17 protein-coding genes and 1 pseudogene are annotated in these 17,228 nt (G+C 38.8%); 5 read left to right on the top strand and 13 right to left on the bottom strand.

Annotated features, from left to right (window positions below; genetic code table 11):
• Positions 1-2: 2 nt before the first annotated feature.
• From I588_RS25995 to I588_RS25950, 10 genes are all read right to left on the bottom strand, one after another.
• Positions 3-647, bottom strand: a complete 645-nt coding sequence (locus tag I588_RS25995; RefSeq protein WP_016250099.1) for a hypothetical protein — start codon at positions 645-647, stop codon at positions 3-5.
• Between the two features lie 12 nt (positions 648-659).
• A complete protein-coding gene (locus tag I588_RS25990; RefSeq protein ID WP_010760236.1) occupies positions 660-1,505 on the bottom strand; it encodes a BsaA family SipW-dependent biofilm matrix protein in 846 nt (281 codons plus the stop codon).
• Positions 1,502-2,224 (bottom strand): hypothetical protein, encoded by a 723-nt coding sequence (locus I588_RS25985; protein WP_010760235.1) that lies wholly within the window; start codon positions 2,222-2,224, stop codon positions 1,502-1,504. Before I588_RS25985 ends, I588_RS25990 begins: the two co-directional genes overlap by 4 nt.
• Positions 2,225-2,265: 41 nt before the next feature.
• Positions 2,266-3,594: a hypothetical protein gene (locus I588_RS25980; protein WP_010760234.1), complete on the bottom strand. Its 1,329-nt coding sequence runs from the start codon at positions 3,592-3,594 to the stop codon at positions 2,266-2,268.
• Positions 3,595-3,651: 57 nt separating this feature from the next.
• Positions 3,652-4,638 carry a signal peptidase I gene (locus I588_RS25975; RefSeq protein ID WP_010760233.1) on the bottom strand — a complete coding sequence of 329 codons (987 nt, stop codon included), beginning with the start codon at positions 4,636-4,638 and terminating at the stop codon, positions 3,652-3,654.
• Between the two features lie 13 nt (positions 4,639-4,651).
• Positions 4,652-5,797 (bottom strand): glucosaminidase domain-containing protein, encoded by a 1,146-nt coding sequence (locus tag I588_RS25970; protein WP_010760232.1) that lies wholly within the window; start codon positions 5,795-5,797, stop codon positions 4,652-4,654.
• Positions 5,787-6,104 carry a hypothetical protein gene (locus tag I588_RS25965; RefSeq protein WP_010760231.1) on the bottom strand — a complete coding sequence of 106 codons (318 nt, stop codon included), beginning with the start codon at positions 6,102-6,104 and terminating at the stop codon, positions 5,787-5,789. The genes I588_RS25970 and I588_RS25965 overlap by 11 nt, the downstream gene beginning before the upstream one ends.
• Positions 6,105-6,106: 2 nt before the next feature.
• The gene (gene lepB, locus I588_RS25960; RefSeq protein WP_034692845.1) at positions 6,107-6,553 is read right to left on the bottom strand and encodes a signal peptidase I; all 447 of its coding nucleotides are present in this window, start codon (positions 6,551-6,553) and stop codon (positions 6,107-6,109) included.
• Between the two features lie 63 nt (positions 6,554-6,616).
• Positions 6,617-7,756 (bottom strand): hypothetical protein, encoded by a 1,140-nt coding sequence (locus I588_RS25955; protein ID WP_010760229.1) that lies wholly within the window; start codon positions 7,754-7,756, stop codon positions 6,617-6,619.
• A gap of 19 nt (positions 7,757-7,775) precedes the next feature.
• Positions 7,776-8,648, bottom strand: coding sequence for a hypothetical protein (locus I588_RS25950; RefSeq protein WP_010760228.1), 873 nt, complete (start codon positions 8,646-8,648; stop codon positions 7,776-7,778).
• Between the two features lie 411 nt (positions 8,649-9,059).
• Here I588_RS25950 and I588_RS25945 point away from each other — a divergent pair, with 411 nt between their 5' ends.
• On the top strand, positions 9,060-10,166 hold the full coding sequence (locus I588_RS25945; RefSeq protein WP_010760227.1) for a tyrosine-type recombinase/integrase: 1,107 nt from the start codon (positions 9,060-9,062) through the stop codon (positions 10,164-10,166).
• A 1,294-nt stretch (positions 10,167-11,460) separates the two neighbouring features.
• Here I588_RS25945 and I588_RS25940 read toward each other — a convergent pair.
• A pseudogene (locus I588_RS25940) lies at positions 11,461-12,270 on the bottom strand (transposase); the annotation flags it as partial.
• 417 nt (positions 12,271-12,687) lie between these two features.
• Here I588_RS25940 and I588_RS25935 point away from each other — a divergent pair.
• From I588_RS25935 to I588_RS25920, 3 genes are all read left to right on the top strand, one after another.
• Positions 12,688-12,939: a hypothetical protein gene (locus tag I588_RS25935; RefSeq protein WP_010760136.1), complete on the top strand. Its 252-nt coding sequence runs from the start codon at positions 12,688-12,690 to the stop codon at positions 12,937-12,939.
• Between the two features lie 5 nt (positions 12,940-12,944).
• Positions 12,945-13,568, top strand: a complete 624-nt coding sequence (locus I588_RS25930; protein WP_010760137.1) for a recombinase family protein — start codon at positions 12,945-12,947, stop codon at positions 13,566-13,568.
• Between the two features lie 412 nt (positions 13,569-13,980).
• Positions 13,981-14,124: a putative holin-like toxin gene (locus I588_RS25920; RefSeq protein ID WP_245569567.1), complete on the top strand. Its 144-nt coding sequence runs from the start codon at positions 13,981-13,983 to the stop codon at positions 14,122-14,124.
• Positions 14,125-15,102: 978 nt separating this feature from the next.
• Here the strand turns inward: I588_RS25920 and I588_RS25915 are convergent.
• Both I588_RS25915 and I588_RS25910 read right to left on the bottom strand, forming a co-directional pair.
• The gene (locus I588_RS25915) at positions 15,103-15,567 is read right to left on the bottom strand and encodes a hypothetical protein (protein WP_010760139.1); all 465 of its coding nucleotides are present in this window, start codon (positions 15,565-15,567) and stop codon (positions 15,103-15,105) included.
• Complete coding sequence (locus I588_RS25910; RefSeq protein ID WP_010760140.1) at positions 15,567-16,532, bottom strand: ParA family protein; 966 nt, start codon at positions 16,530-16,532, stop codon at positions 15,567-15,569. The genes I588_RS25915 and I588_RS25910 overlap by 1 nt, the downstream gene beginning before the upstream one ends.
• A 362-nt stretch (positions 16,533-16,894) precedes the next feature.
• On the opposite strand from I588_RS25910, the gene I588_RS25905 reads away from it, so the two are divergent.
• Positions 16,895-17,215 carry a hypothetical protein gene (locus I588_RS25905; protein ID WP_010760141.1) on the top strand — a complete coding sequence of 107 codons (321 nt, stop codon included), beginning with the start codon at positions 16,895-16,897 and terminating at the stop codon, positions 17,213-17,215.
• The last annotated feature ends 13 nt before the right edge of the window (positions 17,216-17,228 follow it).

Raw genomic sequence — 17,228 nt, 5'->3', positions numbered from 1 at the left:
CCCTAGGTATCTAGTTTCGTTTTCAAAATGTCATCAATTGTTTTTAACGGCCCTTCGGTCGGTGTATTGCCTAACCACCAAGATTGTCGATAGGAATTCTCCGTACAATTGATGGTTTCTGCCTTCAAAGTTAAGGAAAACTCGGCATCATTGTATTGGTCGCTAAGATTATCGGACAGTTTGATTGAATCAAATAAAGCGGTCGTCGGTTTTTTGGGTTCAACTGCTTCTTTTACATAGTAATAGTAGCCGTCTCCGCCATCCTTCCAATCCGTTGTATTCAGCTGCTCCAATGTCAATTCAGAACCAATTGCAAGTGGCAGAATCTGTTTACTTCCTGGATCACCAATCACATCTGCTCGAACCTCTGGTAAGACCATGACCCGAACAAATTGTTTGATCGTCCCTGTATTTTTGATGCTTACCTTCATTTCCACGCTTTGATTCTTAGAAATTTCCTTGATGTTCCCATCGAAGACTTGGTCAAGCTTAGTCTCAACCTGTCCAATCTGAAAATCGTTCTCTTTTCTATCTGATGCAGTCATTGCTGCATACACCAAGTAACTGCCACCAACTAAAAGGAGAACGAGTCCCATCGAAACAATAAGATAAATCAGCCGATGAGACATTTTTTTTTTTTGTTTCATCTTTTCTCCTCCTTAATTCGACAATTTACTTTGATAGAGGCTATAAACGTAATCCGTTGACTGGATTCCCCAATCGGAGAGTAAGCCTTTAGTTATATCATGGGCATCCATGGCAGGCACTAATTTGTAGAAGGCTCCCTTGTAACGGTTCGCATAGGCTGCGTTTAAGGCAACACTATCTAATAAATTACTGGTTTCCTCATTGGGACGAAGAACTTCAGAGTAATAAAAGTAACCATTCTCGTAATACCAATAAGCTTTATCCGTCCCGGCAGGCTGTTCATTTTCATCAAACACTTTTCCATTAGGAAAATTTAGTTGAATGGCTGGCAATGGCTCTGTCCGTGGCCCCCGATAGGCATAGGGCTGATCCTTTAATGCATAATTTGCTTTATAATGCGTATTTGCATTCATTTCGTACGTCTTACCGACTATCCAAGTACTCGTATCCTTCACATTAACAACTGGCAAAACAGGTGTAGGATAAACAGTTAGATCCCCGTTCCCATTTCCGTCATCATGATTGTCTTGTGCATCGGTTTCAAAGCTAACGAAGGATTCCGTCAGAGACAGGCGAACAATCGCTGGAACCTCACCATTATTTTTCACCTTGATTTGTTTCGTTTTTACTGTCCCAGGGGCCCAGTGTAAAACTGGATCAAGATCTCCTGTGATTTTGGCGGAGAGCTTCTTTTGGTTCTCCTCCGCACGATTCACTCGCTCATCACTGGAGATAATCCACGCATAGGTACTTCCCATTATTAACAGTAAACTCAATAAGATGGAGAAGAAGGCGAAAAAGCCTTTACTGTGATAAAATACTCGGAACAAATGACGCCACTTTTCACGTTGGTTCACCCCTCCTCCTCCTCTCTTCTTTTTTTCCATAGACACAACGAAATCAATACTAACAGCAAGCCAGTTAAAAATTTATACACAAGCTTTTCACCAGTTTGTGGTAAGCGTTTATTGCTTGGCGCGGTTTTGGGTAGCGCTCCAGGCTCACTTGAAGGAATTGGTTCTTTCGACTCTGTCGGTTTTGTGGGTTCGACTGGCTGGTCTTTGGTTCCAACAAAGGTCCAGTAAAATTCAACCTGGCTTTGTTCCCGCAAGTCTTCGTTTGTCAACGCAGAATCCATTGTGAAGGTTGCGTTCAACACTTTATCGGTTCCATATTTGCAAACACCTAGTTCTAGTGGTGTTTTTGACCAATCAAAATTACCATTGCCTAACAGCGGTCCCTTATAGATTTCTTTCCCGTCTAACACTAAAGTCAACGTGATGTGTTCTTTCCATGAAATAGAGCCCTTCGAATTTACTTCTTCAACTAGCAGCCCCAATGAAAAAGGTTCTTCTAAATCCAAGCTGCGGATGGTAATGTCCTTTTTATAGGTTTCACCTGGCAGAATGTTTAACAAGTCAATATAGTATTCGCCATCTGACTCGGCATACACACCATCAGAATCTCCAATAACCATGCCGGGAGGAAGTGCTTTTGCTGCTTGCACCGTATGCGTACCGCAAAAGAGGAAACAGAAACACAGGATACTGCTTAATAGAATTGTAAGCTTTCTCAATATCTGCCACTTCTCCCTTCATTTCATGGTGTCCTTTTCAATTAAATACCCGCTTTAAGCTTGGTAACAATTAGTGATGTATCACCAGTTGGTGCCGCACCGCCACCTAAGTTCCAACCTGCTGAATCAGTTAGTGCATCCGCATTGGCTTGAACGGCTTCCATTTTCACAACTAAATCATAAGAAGCATTGGTGTATTCCGTGCCCATTTTGCTTTCAAAGACTAATTTTTCCAATAGATTCTTCGTTGTTTGTCCTGATTTTACGGGTACTGTGTAATAGAACCAGCCATCATCTGCGTTGTAAACCCATTTATTGCTATCTAAAGCAGTCGTATTGGTCATATCTGCACTGTAGCCGATACGAATATTTGTCTTGCCTAAACCATTTTTATCTGCCTGAACGCCTTTATTACCTGCTGCTGTTGGGATTTGATCTGCATCTGTTGCAGGTGTTACTGCTGGAAGTTCTGTCGCACTAGAGAATCCTAATCCACCATATGTGTAGTCATAGTTTACGCTGTAACGAACACCAGATGTACCAAGCAAAGCTCGTCCTGTTACTGCTTTAGCTTGATCTGGTAGAGTAGATTTCGCCCAGTTAACTGTCGTATTCTTATAGCCATCTTCGTAATAACCGTACTTCACATTGGTCAAAGCAAAGTTCCAGTCTTTCGCATCAAGACTGCCATTTTCATTGCCGACCGTAATATTAAAGGTCATCGATTGATATTTATTTTTTTTGGCATCATAACCAACATCACCAGGATTTTTCCCAGAATTATCTGCATGGGTGAAGTATTCATGCATTAGTTTTGCTTCATAGCTGATTTTCTCAACGCCAGTAACGGCATCGACTGTTTTTCCACCTTTAACTAAAAGTTTCACGTTGTCATCTGCTGGTGTTGCTAAACCAGTAATTTGGCCCGCAGGTACTTGGACAAAACCATCTTTATACGCTTGATCTCCATTAAAATTAATTGGCATATTCTTGTTCAAACCTGAATCATTTGCGACATATTTGTATTTCGGATCTGCGTTGTCGCCAGTTCCAGTAGTTGATTCGTACTTTTCAGCACCCAATTTAGCCAAATGTTTCAAGACTTCTTCATAAGATACACGAACAAATACACTCGCTGTACCTGTGTTCGTTACGGCTACTTCTTTCGTTGCTTCCGTTCCTGGTACTAATGGCTTTGGTTCCCAAGTTTCTTTTACTGTTACGCTGTTATCGTTAACCGCTGCGGATTCTGCTCGGTTAATCCGTTGATCTTGCGCAGTAATCCAGGCAAACGTTCCTGATATTGCTGCAATTAAGGCTAGAGCTGCAGCTGCAGCTAATAGCTTTTTCTTCTTACTATTCTTCTTCATTTCTTTTCCTCCTGTTTTCCTTTTTCTTTTTATATAAACACCTGCAAAAGCAAGTAGTTATACCCCAGTGGGATATTCCTTTCTTCGATTTGTCTGTCTAGCTGGCGGTTCTGGTTGTAAAAAATAGGCTTTGAGTACCAGGAAAAAACCGAAAACTGACAGGATGCAAATCAGACATAACCATAGATTTTTTTGCACAAAGCTTAGGACGCTGCCCATTTTAGGAATGACAAAGGTCACTTTACCGTAAATCCGATTAGCTTCAATTGGTGGATCATTGGTGTTATTGGCATCTCCTTTAGTGATAATGTAATCACCCTTTTTGCCATTTAACTCATCTAAACGACCTACCATTCTGTGCGTCAAGTAGCGATCGCTATCCCCTACTTGGAAGGTAACAATATCTCCTTCTTTGATCTGATTGCTATCTACCAGCTTGACCAAAACAATGTCACCTGAATAGAATCCACCCTTAGGCGAGTCCGGCTGTGGGGCCATAGAATCAGTCAAAACTTGATAAAAACGATAGCCAAAAATCGCTGCATTGGATTTCTCACTAAAAGCAAACATTAATGAGCTGATCAAAATGCCAATGGTCAACGTGTAGAAAAATAAGTTGTAGAGAAACAAAAATATTTTTCGATTGGTTGATTGTTTGGCCTGCTGCAGCTGTTGTGCGCCCGATCCGGTTGCTTGCGGTTGCCTTGGCGGTCGCGGGCGTGGCGGCTCGCGAGTCCCATGACGATCATAGGCAGGACGGGGATTTCTATAGTGCTCCAGCGGTGGGCCCACTCTACTTTGTGGTCTCCTCGGTTCGCGTCGCGGGTCAACTGGACGCGGTGGTTGGTAGTACTCTCTTCGTGGTGCCTCTCGAACCGGCGGTCTGTCCTGATACCGCGGACGCTCACGCCGATCCTCGTAATACTCGTCTTCTTCATACCTTCTAACAGGTGGTCTATTGGAAGGGGGGCGCTCACGATACTGCGGCCGATCATCGAAATCATAGTCATAGTCTCGATCCCGGTAATCACGTTGTCTCGACATAGTTCCCCTTCTTTCATTGCGCCATTCGTTTGCCAGTAACCTGTTTAGCAGGACGCTGGGCAAGCGGCGGAATTATTTTTACTGGTTGCTTTGTTTCAGAAACTTGCAGATTCGACTTTCTAGTTTGTTCCGTTTCACTATTTTCACTGGCTTGATTGGATTCACTAGCTGCTGTTTCAGTTTCTTTTTGATTCACTGTTTCTTCAGAGGAATCCTCCTCTTCAGCATTTGGCTCTTTATCATAGGAAGTTAATTGATAGGTCTCAATTAATGCATTCAGCTTTTTGTCATAGGAAGTATCTGTGGCATAACTTCCTGTTAAGGCTTTTGTTGCCTCTTGATAGGTCGCTGCCTGCTTTTTCCAAACTGCTTGATAAAAGCTGCTGTTGCCAGAAAGACCGTTTTTCAGAAGAGAAGCATAATCTTCCAAGGATTCCTTATAGCTGGGATATTGGCGAAAAGAGGATTGAATCGTATACAGTTGACCATTTCCTTTATCCTCTTGCGTCGCAAAGCTGACTTTCTTCCCTTGATAACTGCCTTTAATTCCAAATAGGTTATGATGAGGCGGTCGCGCCAGTTGGCTATTGCCAGATCCTGTTTCCAAAATTGCTTGGGCAATCATGACGGAAGCATACAAGTCTTCCTTCCAGGCAATTTGTTGCGCATCCTTGCCAATAGTTTGGATAAACTCCTCCGTCGTCTGATTTTTGGTTACAGAAAACTGGTAGTTTTCCTCTACTTTTTCGACTGGCAAAGCTGGGGGAACCTCTTGGATCGGTTCGGATACTACAGCAGGTTCTGCAGAATCTGCTGTTGCTTCAGGTGCTTGACTGCTTGTTTGTATAGGCACTTCGGGTGCTTCACTACTAGATACTTCATTCGATTCCTCACTACTAGGAAGGGTACTTTGACTTCCATTCTTTTCTGCTGATACAGTAGATTCGGGCGTCGACGCCGACTCAGAGGATTCGTTTACTGTCTGTACTAATGCATTCTTCTCTTTGGAAGAGAGCACTGTCTTTTCCTGTAGCGTATTCTGTTGCTGGACAACCCCTTTAGTTTCTGCCGAAACGGTTTCCGTTTTTTGATCTTGACAGCCAGCTAACAACAGCGTACTTACCAGTAAAAAACTACCTAATAAAACCTTACCGTTCATCCAACCTCCGCCTCTCGCTATTGCGGGGCTGCTGAGGATTTCTTGGCCGTTTTGGCGGACGAGCAGCCATTCGCTTCAAGTTCAATAGAATCGAATGATAATGTAACGCAGTCATTCGTAAATAAATGGCTAATACCATCAGCAGCAGCAGTAGAAATAATTGGCTAACCGTAACGACATCTTGAAAATCAGTAAAATAGAAAAAGACGCCTAGGACAAACACACCCAGCAGCACTACCAAAGAGAAGAGCCAATAGACCCAATACCAAAAGGTGTACCATTCGATTTTTTCTTGTAGTGTCTTCATTTTCAGTTATTCTCCTCTTTGATGATTCCTAAAATTTGTTTTTTCGAAACGACTCCGAAGATTCGACTGTCTCTTGAAACAGTCCGGTTATCACCCATAACAAAGTAATAGCCTTCTGGAATTGGCTCCTTGTATAGGCTCTTCCAGTTGAAATCTTCCGTTCGATCAGCGAATTCATCAGCAACTGGTTTTTCGTTTACAAATAATTGTCCCTCTTTAAAATCAACTTGCTCACCAGGCAGTCCGACAATTCGTTTTAAATAAAGTTCTTCGGGATCATCAGGCGGGTGCAAAACGACCACATCAAAACGCTGCGGCTGGTGGTGGGACTTCACTTGGATCACTTCTTGTTCCCGATAGGTGGGATTCATAGATTCACCACTCACAAAATACTTGGGATACAACCAGTGATAGGTACGAAACAAACCAAAAAATAGGAAGTAGCACATAATAAAAGCAGTTCCCAGCAAAAGGGGCAATGAGCTACGATGAAGGGGACGTCTCCTTTGACCTCAGCCTGCCTCCTGCGCATCCTCAGTTGAAATATCCTTGTGCTCTCGAGCGATTCTTTCAAGCACCGAGCTTTCTCCTTGGAGTAAATCAAAATAGGCAGCTTTGCTGAGCAGATTGTCATAATCCATTTTCATTAATTTGACGTAAGGCTTTCTAAACCAAGGTCGCGCATGTACCTTTGCCCGGGATTCAATTACCTGGCATTCATAAAGAACAAAGTGAATATCTCTGGTGGAAAGGTTGGCCTTGATCTGCTTCACCTGATCCCTTTCGTAAACTAATTTGTTGCCGGTCACAGTCATCTTTTCAGTTTTATTGACTAACTCACCATTCAACTGCCACATTTGCTCTAAGAAACGCGCCTTCTGCAGCAGATAGGTATATTCTCGTAAGCTAATGGTCAAACGCTTGTCCCAGTCGCTTTCTTCTTTGTCCGACTGGTCAAAATACTTGATCCCGCTGTAGAACATGGAAAGCTCCAGCTTCTCAATCACCATCTCCAGCTTTTGGTTGACTGCGCGTAATCGTGCTTTACTCTGACTTTCCTGCCGGGAATTTTCTTTTTTGACTAAATCTAACGGAGTAGTCGTCTCCTGGTCCTGCTTGTCAGTTGGCTTTTCAGGCTCTTTGGATTCTTCAAAATCTTCTGAAATTTGTTGCTCCGCTAGCTCCAGCAGCAATTGTTCCGCGCGTTTCAACGCATCATTCGCCGGCAATGAATATTGCTGAGTCAAACTTCCTTCTAGACTTACTGAAAAGGGAAAATCTGTTTCATTGAACGATACAGGAACAAAATCGAACCGATAAACTTGACGACCATACTTCGGTTCTTCCGTTTGGCATCGTATCCAGGCAAATTGCGGAAAGAATTGCTGCAACGACTGCCAGAAGGTTGACCAATTAAATTTACCCGGCATAAGCAGCAGTTCCATATGATAGCTGCCATTCATTAGTTTGAATAGTTGATCAAAATGCTGATAAATTTTCTTCCGTTGATCACTGGTTAAGGTGCCATGAGGTGCGTACAAATATTCACAGGCACGCTCAATTTCTTCCAACAATGGTTGGGTGATCAGTTCCTCCTGCATCATAGGCGCAGGGGTTGGATATAGCGCGACTTGATTGCTGGTTTGTTTCACCGCAAGCCCATCCTTTCTACTACTCTTCATCTAACAGCGAATCACTGTTAGCCAGTAGACGAACGTAGAATTGTGTTGTTTCTTCTTGTGCTGAACGCAGTCGTTTGCGGTAATTCTTAATTTCTTGTTTCATTACTCGCAACTCTAGGGCTGCATCATGGATGACCTGTTCTGCTTCTTGTTCTGCTTGACTACGAATTCCTTTCGCTTCGTACTCAGCCCGCTCCAAGACAGATCGTTCTTTCTTTTTCGTCTCAACTAAAATCGTCGCTAACTCCGCCTTCATTTCTTCATTAGCAGTTTGATCTTTTTTCAAGTCTTCAATTTCCTGTTGTGCTTTGATAAGCGCTTCTGCTTGTTCCTTCATGTTGCTGTCAAGCTGAGCTTTTAAATGAGCGAGCCGCTGTTTCATCTGAACCAGCTCCTGCTCTTTTTCAGTTTGTTTCTCTTGAAATTGTTGTTCTTTTTCAGTTAGGGTTGTTGCCATGTTGGTCATTTCTGTTTGCTTGACCTCCAGCTGATGCTTTAATTGGGCAACGGTCTCTTCCAAGCGTTCAACTTCTTGTTGCATTGGCGATTCCTTAGCAGGCTCTTCGTCTACTTGTGGAGGAAGCCCCTCGCCTTCTTCCTCATAGCGAGAGTCATATCGATCTTCACGGGAATCGTACCGTTCCTCTGCTGAAGGAGCTGCTCTTCGTTGTGATCGTCGGTCGCCGCGTTCACTGCGATCATACTCAGAATAATTCTCGGCTGGCCGATCGTATCCTCCTTCTGAGTAATCTTCATACCCATAGTCTTCCTCATACCCTTCAGCATCGTATTCATCGTAATAGTAGTCTTCCTGATGTGGATCTTGATAAGCGTCCTTTTTCTGTTTGCCAAATCCAAACATGTTCCTCTTCCTCCTCGATTACTAACCTTGCATTCTAATTCTCAAACTATGAGAAAGCTTTAACCCACCTATCAAATACGTGATAATCCAATAATATAGTTGTACTACATGGTAAAATATACCTAGATAGATGCCTCCCGCTTCCTATCTTTGAACTAAGGAAAACAGGAAAAAAACTCAGCTTTAGATCACATAATTGATGCATAATCTTATCTTTATATTCTATTCTTTAGAGATTATAGAAGAAAACATAGGAAAATGCAATAGTAATATAAGATTTAATATTACTTTTGTTTAAGCTATGTGTTAGAAAAAGTCAGAGTGAGTGAGAATATGGAATAAGCTTAGAAATTTTTTTGCCTATTCTCGTCAAAATTCGTCGTCAAACTATTCGAAGGAGTTGGTTATTTTATGTCGCGTACTGGAGAAAACATTTATAAGCGAAAAGATGGTCGATGGGAAGGACGTTATCACATCGGACGTAAAACAAATGGACGATTACGCTATGGATATATCTACGGAAAAACCTATAGAGAAGTGAAAATGAAGCTGGAGCCCCTGAAAAAGAAGGTTGCTCTGTTGTCTCATTATCAAATAGTTGGTGGGGTAACCTACCAGCAATGGGTCGACCAGTGGATCCTCCAAATCAAGGATACTGTTAAAGACTCTACCTTTTGCAGCTATAGCTACAAAATCAAACGCTATTTGCTGCCTCATTTAAAAGAAACACCTTTACATGAAATCAACGATGAACAGTTGAAAAAGATGGTTCAAGCTTGGTTGGATGAAGGACTATCTGTCAGCAGCATTAAAATCATTGTCGGTTTATTGAGCAAATCACTAAAAAATGCGGAACAAGTAGGAAAAATTGAAAAAAATCCCTGCATTAATTTGCTGCTGCCAAAAGCTAAAAAGAAAAAGATTCGAGCACTTTCTAAACGGGAACAAAGAAAATTAGAACGATTAGCAGATAAGGCCAAAAGCTCGAAGGCCTTGTCTGTAGTACTGGCGATGCACACAGGAATGCGGATTGGGGAAATAGCTGCTTTGAAATGGGAGAATGTTTTGTTCGATCAGAATTTAATCATGGTTGAAAATACCTACCAGCGCTTAACCATGCCGAATGGACAAAAAACAAAGATGAGCTATAGCTCGGTAAAAAGTGTTTCATCACTTCGAGTAATTCCAATGTCGAAAAAAATTCGAGAATCCTTGATGGAACGCAAAAAACAAGCAACGGATGAGTATGTATTTTCAGTAAATGGCAAACCCTGTGAACCACGATTATTGACTTACCATTTTCACCAACTTCGTAAAAAAGCGAAGCTGGGGCAAATACATTTTCATCAGCTGCGTCATACGTTTGCGACGCGTTGCTTAGAAAGTGGTGCGGATATTCCATCAGTGAGTGCCCTATTAGGTCATGCCTCTTCACAAATGACATTGGATGTATATTCAGATTCGATGTTGACTCAGAGAGTAGTGGCTATTTCCAGCATGGAGAAAGCAATCGGCTAAACTGAATAATCTATAACGGCTGTTTTTTTAAAACGCAAAATAGACGATTCAGGGAAGAATTTTTTTGTCCTCTTCAAGAAAGCGCTTTCTGAATGATTTAAACAAATAAACCGTTGTCTTTATAAATTCTTTAGCGGAAAAATGACTTTTTCGTTATGGAATGTTTTTTTTGTAACCATATAAGCCGTCACCAATAATCGTCGTATAAAAAGAAGCCTGTCATTGAAGGCTTTAGATAGGTCATCCTGTTTTCCTTAGTTAAAAGATAATTTTTAACCTTTCTTATAGTATAAAAAAATCAACGTTCTGTAAAATACTTATTTGGTATATTGCTCGGTTCAGATCGAACTTGATTCACTCGACTAAAAAAACGAACAATTCAATTATAGAACTTAATTTAGTTGTACTTTCTTTTCACTATCTATGTACTCAGCGTTTTTGAGTAATTAAGCTCTCAAAATTTATGATTTTTTTCTTTGTATAACCCTCTGCAAGTTCAATTGAAACTCCATTATTTTTATTCGAAATTTCCTCTTCTTTTTAATTAATTATTTGCTACTTCCTATTACTTGCTTATACCCATTTACATTTATTTGAAAGATATCTATGTTTCCATGATTCTTTCCTGATCGTTAATGAACTGTATATTTATGTACTCTTATATTGATGCGACCAACTTCCTGTATGACTTCTTGATAAAATCTTTGCATGATTCATTTGAACTCGGATATTGTTCCAACGTATTTACGCAAATTTATGAGTGTCATTTTTATCAATTTTTCAGCTTCTTAAGATTTTGCTTTCTGGTAGCTCTTTGCTTAAAGTGGATTTAGTTCATAACAAGTCTGGTGATTTTCTGAAAAAAGTCACCACTGGACCAGAATAAACGACTGTAGCTCTGAAAATAAATTCGGGACAATCATAGAGTTGATGAATGATGTCAATCAGTTTTTTAAACCTCTTTTGTGTAAGTGAGCAGCACCTATCAAAATTTAGATTGACAGCTGGAAGCCTAAGAAGTATCATTCGCACTGTTTTCTATTCCTAATTTTGTACTAGGTAGGAAAGTTTCTAACAATATAGAGAGAAACACAAAATACTAAAAAATAGTTTACGTCTCTTTCCTTTAAGTAACAAAATCCGATATAAGTTACGTTCGATAAAATAGCTTATGAGGCTAAATATCTCTATTCCTTGCGGCTCTGAGAAAAATTTATTTTCCTGAGGGTAACTTTTTTTATTCGCACGTTTTGAACCCCACATAACCTATGCTGCGGCGTATTTTTTGTTACATTTACACAACTGTATTTACACCTACAGTCTGAGAGAATATGAACAAAAAAATAAAAGGCTCCCGCCTTCCCCATAACCATTTGGCTAATTTATTCAAATTCATTGCAGCAAACGTAAACATTGTATGAGGTTGACTTTTTCCAATACATGATACTTCGTCCACCGAATCCCATGCTTTTCTTTTGCATAGACAAAGACCCGTTCAATAGGTTCTTTCCGATGACGATATAATTTTCTGTTTAATTCTGTATGCTGGAGATGTTCAGCTTTTTCAACATACGCTACCCAAACATGCCGATTGTTTACTTTCTGATGTTTTTCACTTTGGGTGCAATGATTTAGTAACGGGCACAACATACACTTTTTCGGATCTGATTTGTACTTACGATACCCTTTGCGATTAACGGTAGAGAAGATCAATTCCTGGTTACCAGGACATAGATAACAATCATAATATTCATCATAGACATACATTTTTAAGGAGAGAAATTCCTTTTTTCCTGTCTGGTATAAGGTAATACAGGTCGTAAATGGATCTGTGAAAAAAAGCGGCAGCTTGGCTATCAGTATAACCATCACATCTAATACAAAGCCATGCTTATCACAAGCCGTATGTGCAGAGTAGGCAAATTGCTTTTCTCGTTCGCCTTTCACATAGTAGCCACTTTCCGGATCGGCTTTACTAATTTTTCTTTCTGTCAACTCACTTTCCTTGTCCAATATAAAAGGACGTTTGCCTTCTTTTTGGTGTTGCACATTAATCTCATAACTCATCTTGAAAAGCTTTCGTTTCTGTATAAGTCATTTCCTTGAACGAATACCAAAAAGGTATTGGATGAATATTAATTAGATCAGAATAATTGGGTCGATACTTGGATGACCTAAAGTAGAACTGGACAGAGATTAATAAGTATCACCTCTATATATTCTGTAATATATAGGGTACATTATAAAAATTGAAAGCGATACTTACTGTCTGCTAATTTTTTCAGGAACGGGGCATTATTTTTGATGTCACCAGATAAGTAGTAGTAGGATAGTAAAGTACAGATGCGAAACAAAATATTAATATCGCGAAAAAATAATATAAATTTAAAATATAAGCACTTAGGGATTGTTACATTTCTCGTAATTGCTCATTAGAGTATCCCCTATTGTGCATTTCGTTATCTTTGGTATACTAATATTTATGATTGCACAATAGAGTTGCACAAAATAGGAGGATAAAATGAGGAAAAAGAGATTGCTGCAAAAAAGAAAAATGAGGAAGAAAAAACGTTTGCTCAAAACCGCCTTATATTGTTTGTTTGGATTTGGGGCAATTTTAATAGTCGCTACTAGCTTACTGGAGTTATTTGGCTTTTCATTCGCTTATAAGACTTTAGATCGAGCAAGTAGTTATATCTATATGCCGCTAATTATTTCATTTGTTCTGGAACTGGTAAAAGAGGACAAGACAACTATAGCAGAAGGAGAATGATTTCATTGGCTAGGATAGGATACGCTCGTGTTAGCAGCAAAGATCAAAACTTAGATAGACAGCTGGAAGCACTCTCCCACTGTTCTAAAATTTTTAAAGATAAGCTGAGCGGTAAAGACACAAATAGACAAGGTCTCCAGGACATGATGGAGTTTATTCGCGAAGGCGACATTGTTGTCATTACTGAATTGAAACGCCTAGGGCGAAATAACAAAGAACTTACTGAAGTCATGAATACTATCCAAACAAAGGGAGCCACAATCGAGGTTCTAAATTTGCCAACACTAAATGGTATAGCTAACGAAAACTTACGTCGGCTACTTAACAATATGATCATTGAATTATATAAGTACCAGGCGCAGGAAGAACGTGAGTATATTCTTCAAACTCAGGCCCAAGGAATAAAAATTGCAAAAGCTAATGGAAAATATAAAGGTCGAAAACGACTTTATTCGGAAAATGATGAACGTTTGCAGCATGCCTTTGATTTGTATAGATCAGGTAAAAATGATTCAGACGTTTCACGAATGACTGGGATCAATCGTGAAACCTTCAGGAGATATCGGAAAAAATATGGTATCACCCGCCCTTCTCCTTCAAGTAGCAAACAAGAAAGCTCTTCTATATGAAAGCTGGAGAATTGTACAAAAAGTTAACAGCAAATCCTTTTCATGGGGAGTATAAAGGAATATACACTCAAATTAGCGGTTCGCTAGTACCATTAACAGCGGCAAAAGCAGACGATGAAGGAAACCTTATCTTTTTTTACCAGAGACGAAAATCTCCGATAATCATGAGGACCCTTTTTGCAATTTTGTTGTTGCATGAAAATAAGACGCTCTATTATTGGAACAGCAGCAAGATTGAAATATATGGATATCGAGTGGAACATGGAAAGATCATCGTCTGAGAAAGAGTCTCTATTTATAACCTTGACGGAAAATTGAGACGAAAGTTTAAGAATGGTATAATAAGCACAAGACAGTAAAAGCAACATTTTTAATGACGGTGGCTATCTTTTTTGAAAGTGAGGTGATGCGTATGTACGTATCCCAAAAATCTTTAGAAAGGAGATGCCTTTTGTCTGTTGAAGCAGCGTTAGGTTTGATGATTAGTTTCGGTTCTTTAATCGCGACGATCATTTTTGGAATCCTAACCATCAGCAAAAACGACAAAAAAAAATAACCGTCGCTTTTAGCCGAGAGACGATTATTTTCTTCTAATAATTATCCAGGTTGCCGTCTTAAACGGTACTGTCCTAAAAGGGAGGTTGTTCACGCAACTTCCCTTTTCGTGTATATTATAGCACATTATTCCATTTTATGTAAAAAGTGTATTGTGTAATTGATACATAATACAAAATTCGAACCGATAAGTCAACGCTGTTGAAACAAATCTTTTTACGACTATGCATTTTTTGTTACTTCAAGTTTCTTTATGTTTGATATAAAGGAGAAAAAGAGAATAACTCTCTTTTTCTCCTTTCTGTCTGTTAGTCATAGCGGTTCGCTAAAACTTTAATCAATAAATTACTAATATATTACTATTAAAATACTGCAAGTAATTCTATAAAAATACTTTCTATTACTAATCAACCGATAAAATAGTAAGCTCGGATAAATTTCCCAATTATATCGAGCTGCTTTGATTCTCATGAAACTAATTGAACGTTCTAATGGATGAACAATCGTATCCACTAGGAAGGAACAATTTAGTTACCACATCAGCAGTAACAGTTAGTACTTTCCAAACTGATAATTCCTCAATTGATTGCTATCAAGATCGCACACCATAAATTACTATTATATTACTATTAGTGTTTTAATAGCATTCTATTGGTAATTCTTTTCTATTACTAATACAACACTATTATGTTAGTGATTTTTTAGTGTTGTGTTAGTAATTTTTTTCAAGATTTCCGAATATTAACGTTACATTGAAAGGAGCTGATTTAATGGTTTTAGTGTATATCCCATTTGCGATATTTATATTATATCGTATTAGAAAACTAATCTATTACCAGTATATTACTAATAGAATACTTTTCTAATACCATTGTATTTTTCATTGTCACTCATTTGTACCTGTTAACTCTGAATGTTTACCAAGAAAAAAATAAAAGACTAAAAGTAATAGATTATATTACTTTTAGTCTTTTATTGGTCATTTAATGCTTTTGAAATTCTCTACATTTATTGGGTACTTGCTATAGTCTTTCATGTGCTCATTTGCTTCAGCTTCACTGATCAAACCTAGTTGTAAGAAATGCTGCCAAATTGCGTTTTCTAAAAAGTCAGATAGAAATCCTTTTGTTCCTGGAACCTTTTTGGTATTTTTTGAATCTTTATGAACTAGACTATCGAGCTTTTTAGCGGTAAAACTATTTAGTTTGTAGGTTTTATATACTGTTTCAACTGCTTCAGGATCGCCCACGTTAACTAGCCCAAACTTACCAGCTTGAGAGGTTGGGACTGGTTGTGATACATCTGTATCAATTGAGTCCGTTGTATCACTTTCAATGATAGTACCAGAACTCACACTTTCCAAAGAATCTTCAGGCGTTTGAATTGATTCAAGCTCATTATCAAAAGCGCTCTCGAAGTTTCCTGATGCTTTCTTTCTGGCCATTATACGTCACTCTCGCTTTCTTTAAGTAAGTTGTTTGGCATTTCAAGGGTTTGTCCATCTTTTGACAGCAATCCAAACCTATTCATTTCGTCCAGAAGTTTATAGAAGTGCTGAGCGAAGTCATTGTCTGGATAGCTCATAGTTATTGGCATACCATTTCTTAGCAATTTGTCAGCGAACTTTATAGAACGAGGAATCTCGGTATCAAAGTAATGATAGTTGTTTCTATTGGCGTACTTCATCATTGCGTTGATCATTTTTGCATGTAAATTTGTATTAAAAACCTTGTTACCTAGTATTCCGCCAATTCTCAGATCAGGATTGAACTTGTTTTTCAGTGTATTTACACGGGATATTAAGTGAGTTACTCCATCCACACTATTAATATCCGGCTCGTAAGGGATCATAACAACATCAGAAATAGTTAAGACTGATGAAGTTACTTGCTTTAATTCAGGAGGAGTATCGAAAATGATGAAATCGTATTTATCTTCGACAGCGTCAAAACTTCCCTCTAGCGCATTGAAGTAATTTAAACTAGGATCAATGGCTTTATTCAACATTTTTTTTAACCCAGGAACTGTTGATATTGCTTTAAGATTGTCCTTAGATTTTTTGATCAGTGAGACGAACCATTCAAGTATGTTATCTCTAAATTCTTCCATTTTATCGAACTCTAAATAGTTGTTGTCCGAATTTGCAGGTAATATGTCGATTTGTGTGTCGTATGTAGGTACGATTGCTTCCTCAACTTTTGCTTGACCCATAAACACATCATAGATGGTATTGTCGTCTTTCCCGACCTTTACCCGAAACGATTTAGTTAGATTTCCTTGTGCGTCAGTATCGACAGCAAGTATTTTAGCAGCCGGAAATGATTTCCTAATGGCTCCGATAGTATTAAGAGTGATAAGGGTTTTCCCAACTCCACCTTTGTTTGCTGCTACGCTCAGTTTCATAGCCATGTTATTCCTCCTAATAGTCGTTTAATATATTACTATCACATTACTAATTAAAATGTAGCAATAATATTTATCATGACTATAAGGTAACACAGTTTGTTGTCGATTGCAACAACAGTTATGTCTTTTGTCGGATCATTTTAATTACGAATAAAAAGGTAATAAATTACTACTAGTAACTTAATACATTACTAATAGTAATTTATTAAGTTGCTAGTCTGTATAAATACTGATATGCCAGTCTTTTTAGTCGAATCTGAAAAATTATTTTCTGAAATAAAAAGGATTGTTTTTACTAGATTTGAATGGTAAACTAGTGACGAAGAAACGTTGTTGATAGTGACAACACGTAGGAGGAACATGGGATGCAAGAAGGAACTAAAGAGTTTAGAAATGAATTTGATAGATATGTACTAAAATTACTTATACGTGAATATTATATCAGCAGACCTGAACTGTCAAAAGCTATTGGTCTCGCACAAAGCTTTGTAAGAGAGTTTGACAATGGAACCCGTTCATTCGGAAACAATGCTCTGGATCAGTTTGAAGAATTGGTATTTAGCAAATACGAACCGTTGCTAAATCTACATGAATATGAATTAGACCAAGTAAGAAAAAGATTAGAGTCAATTAACACCGAGGAAGAACTCGAACAATTTAGAATCAATTTCGATGGCTTGATATGATAAGCCCATCTAG

It is taken from the genome of Enterococcus pallens ATCC BAA-351 (assembly GCF_000407485.1).
In the GTDB taxonomy this organism is placed as follows: Bacteria; Bacillota; Bacilli; order Lactobacillales; family Enterococcaceae; genus Enterococcus_A; species Enterococcus_A pallens.
The sequence above is the reverse complement of the archived record's forward strand: the minus strand, read 5'-3'. Positions and strand labels throughout refer to the sequence as shown.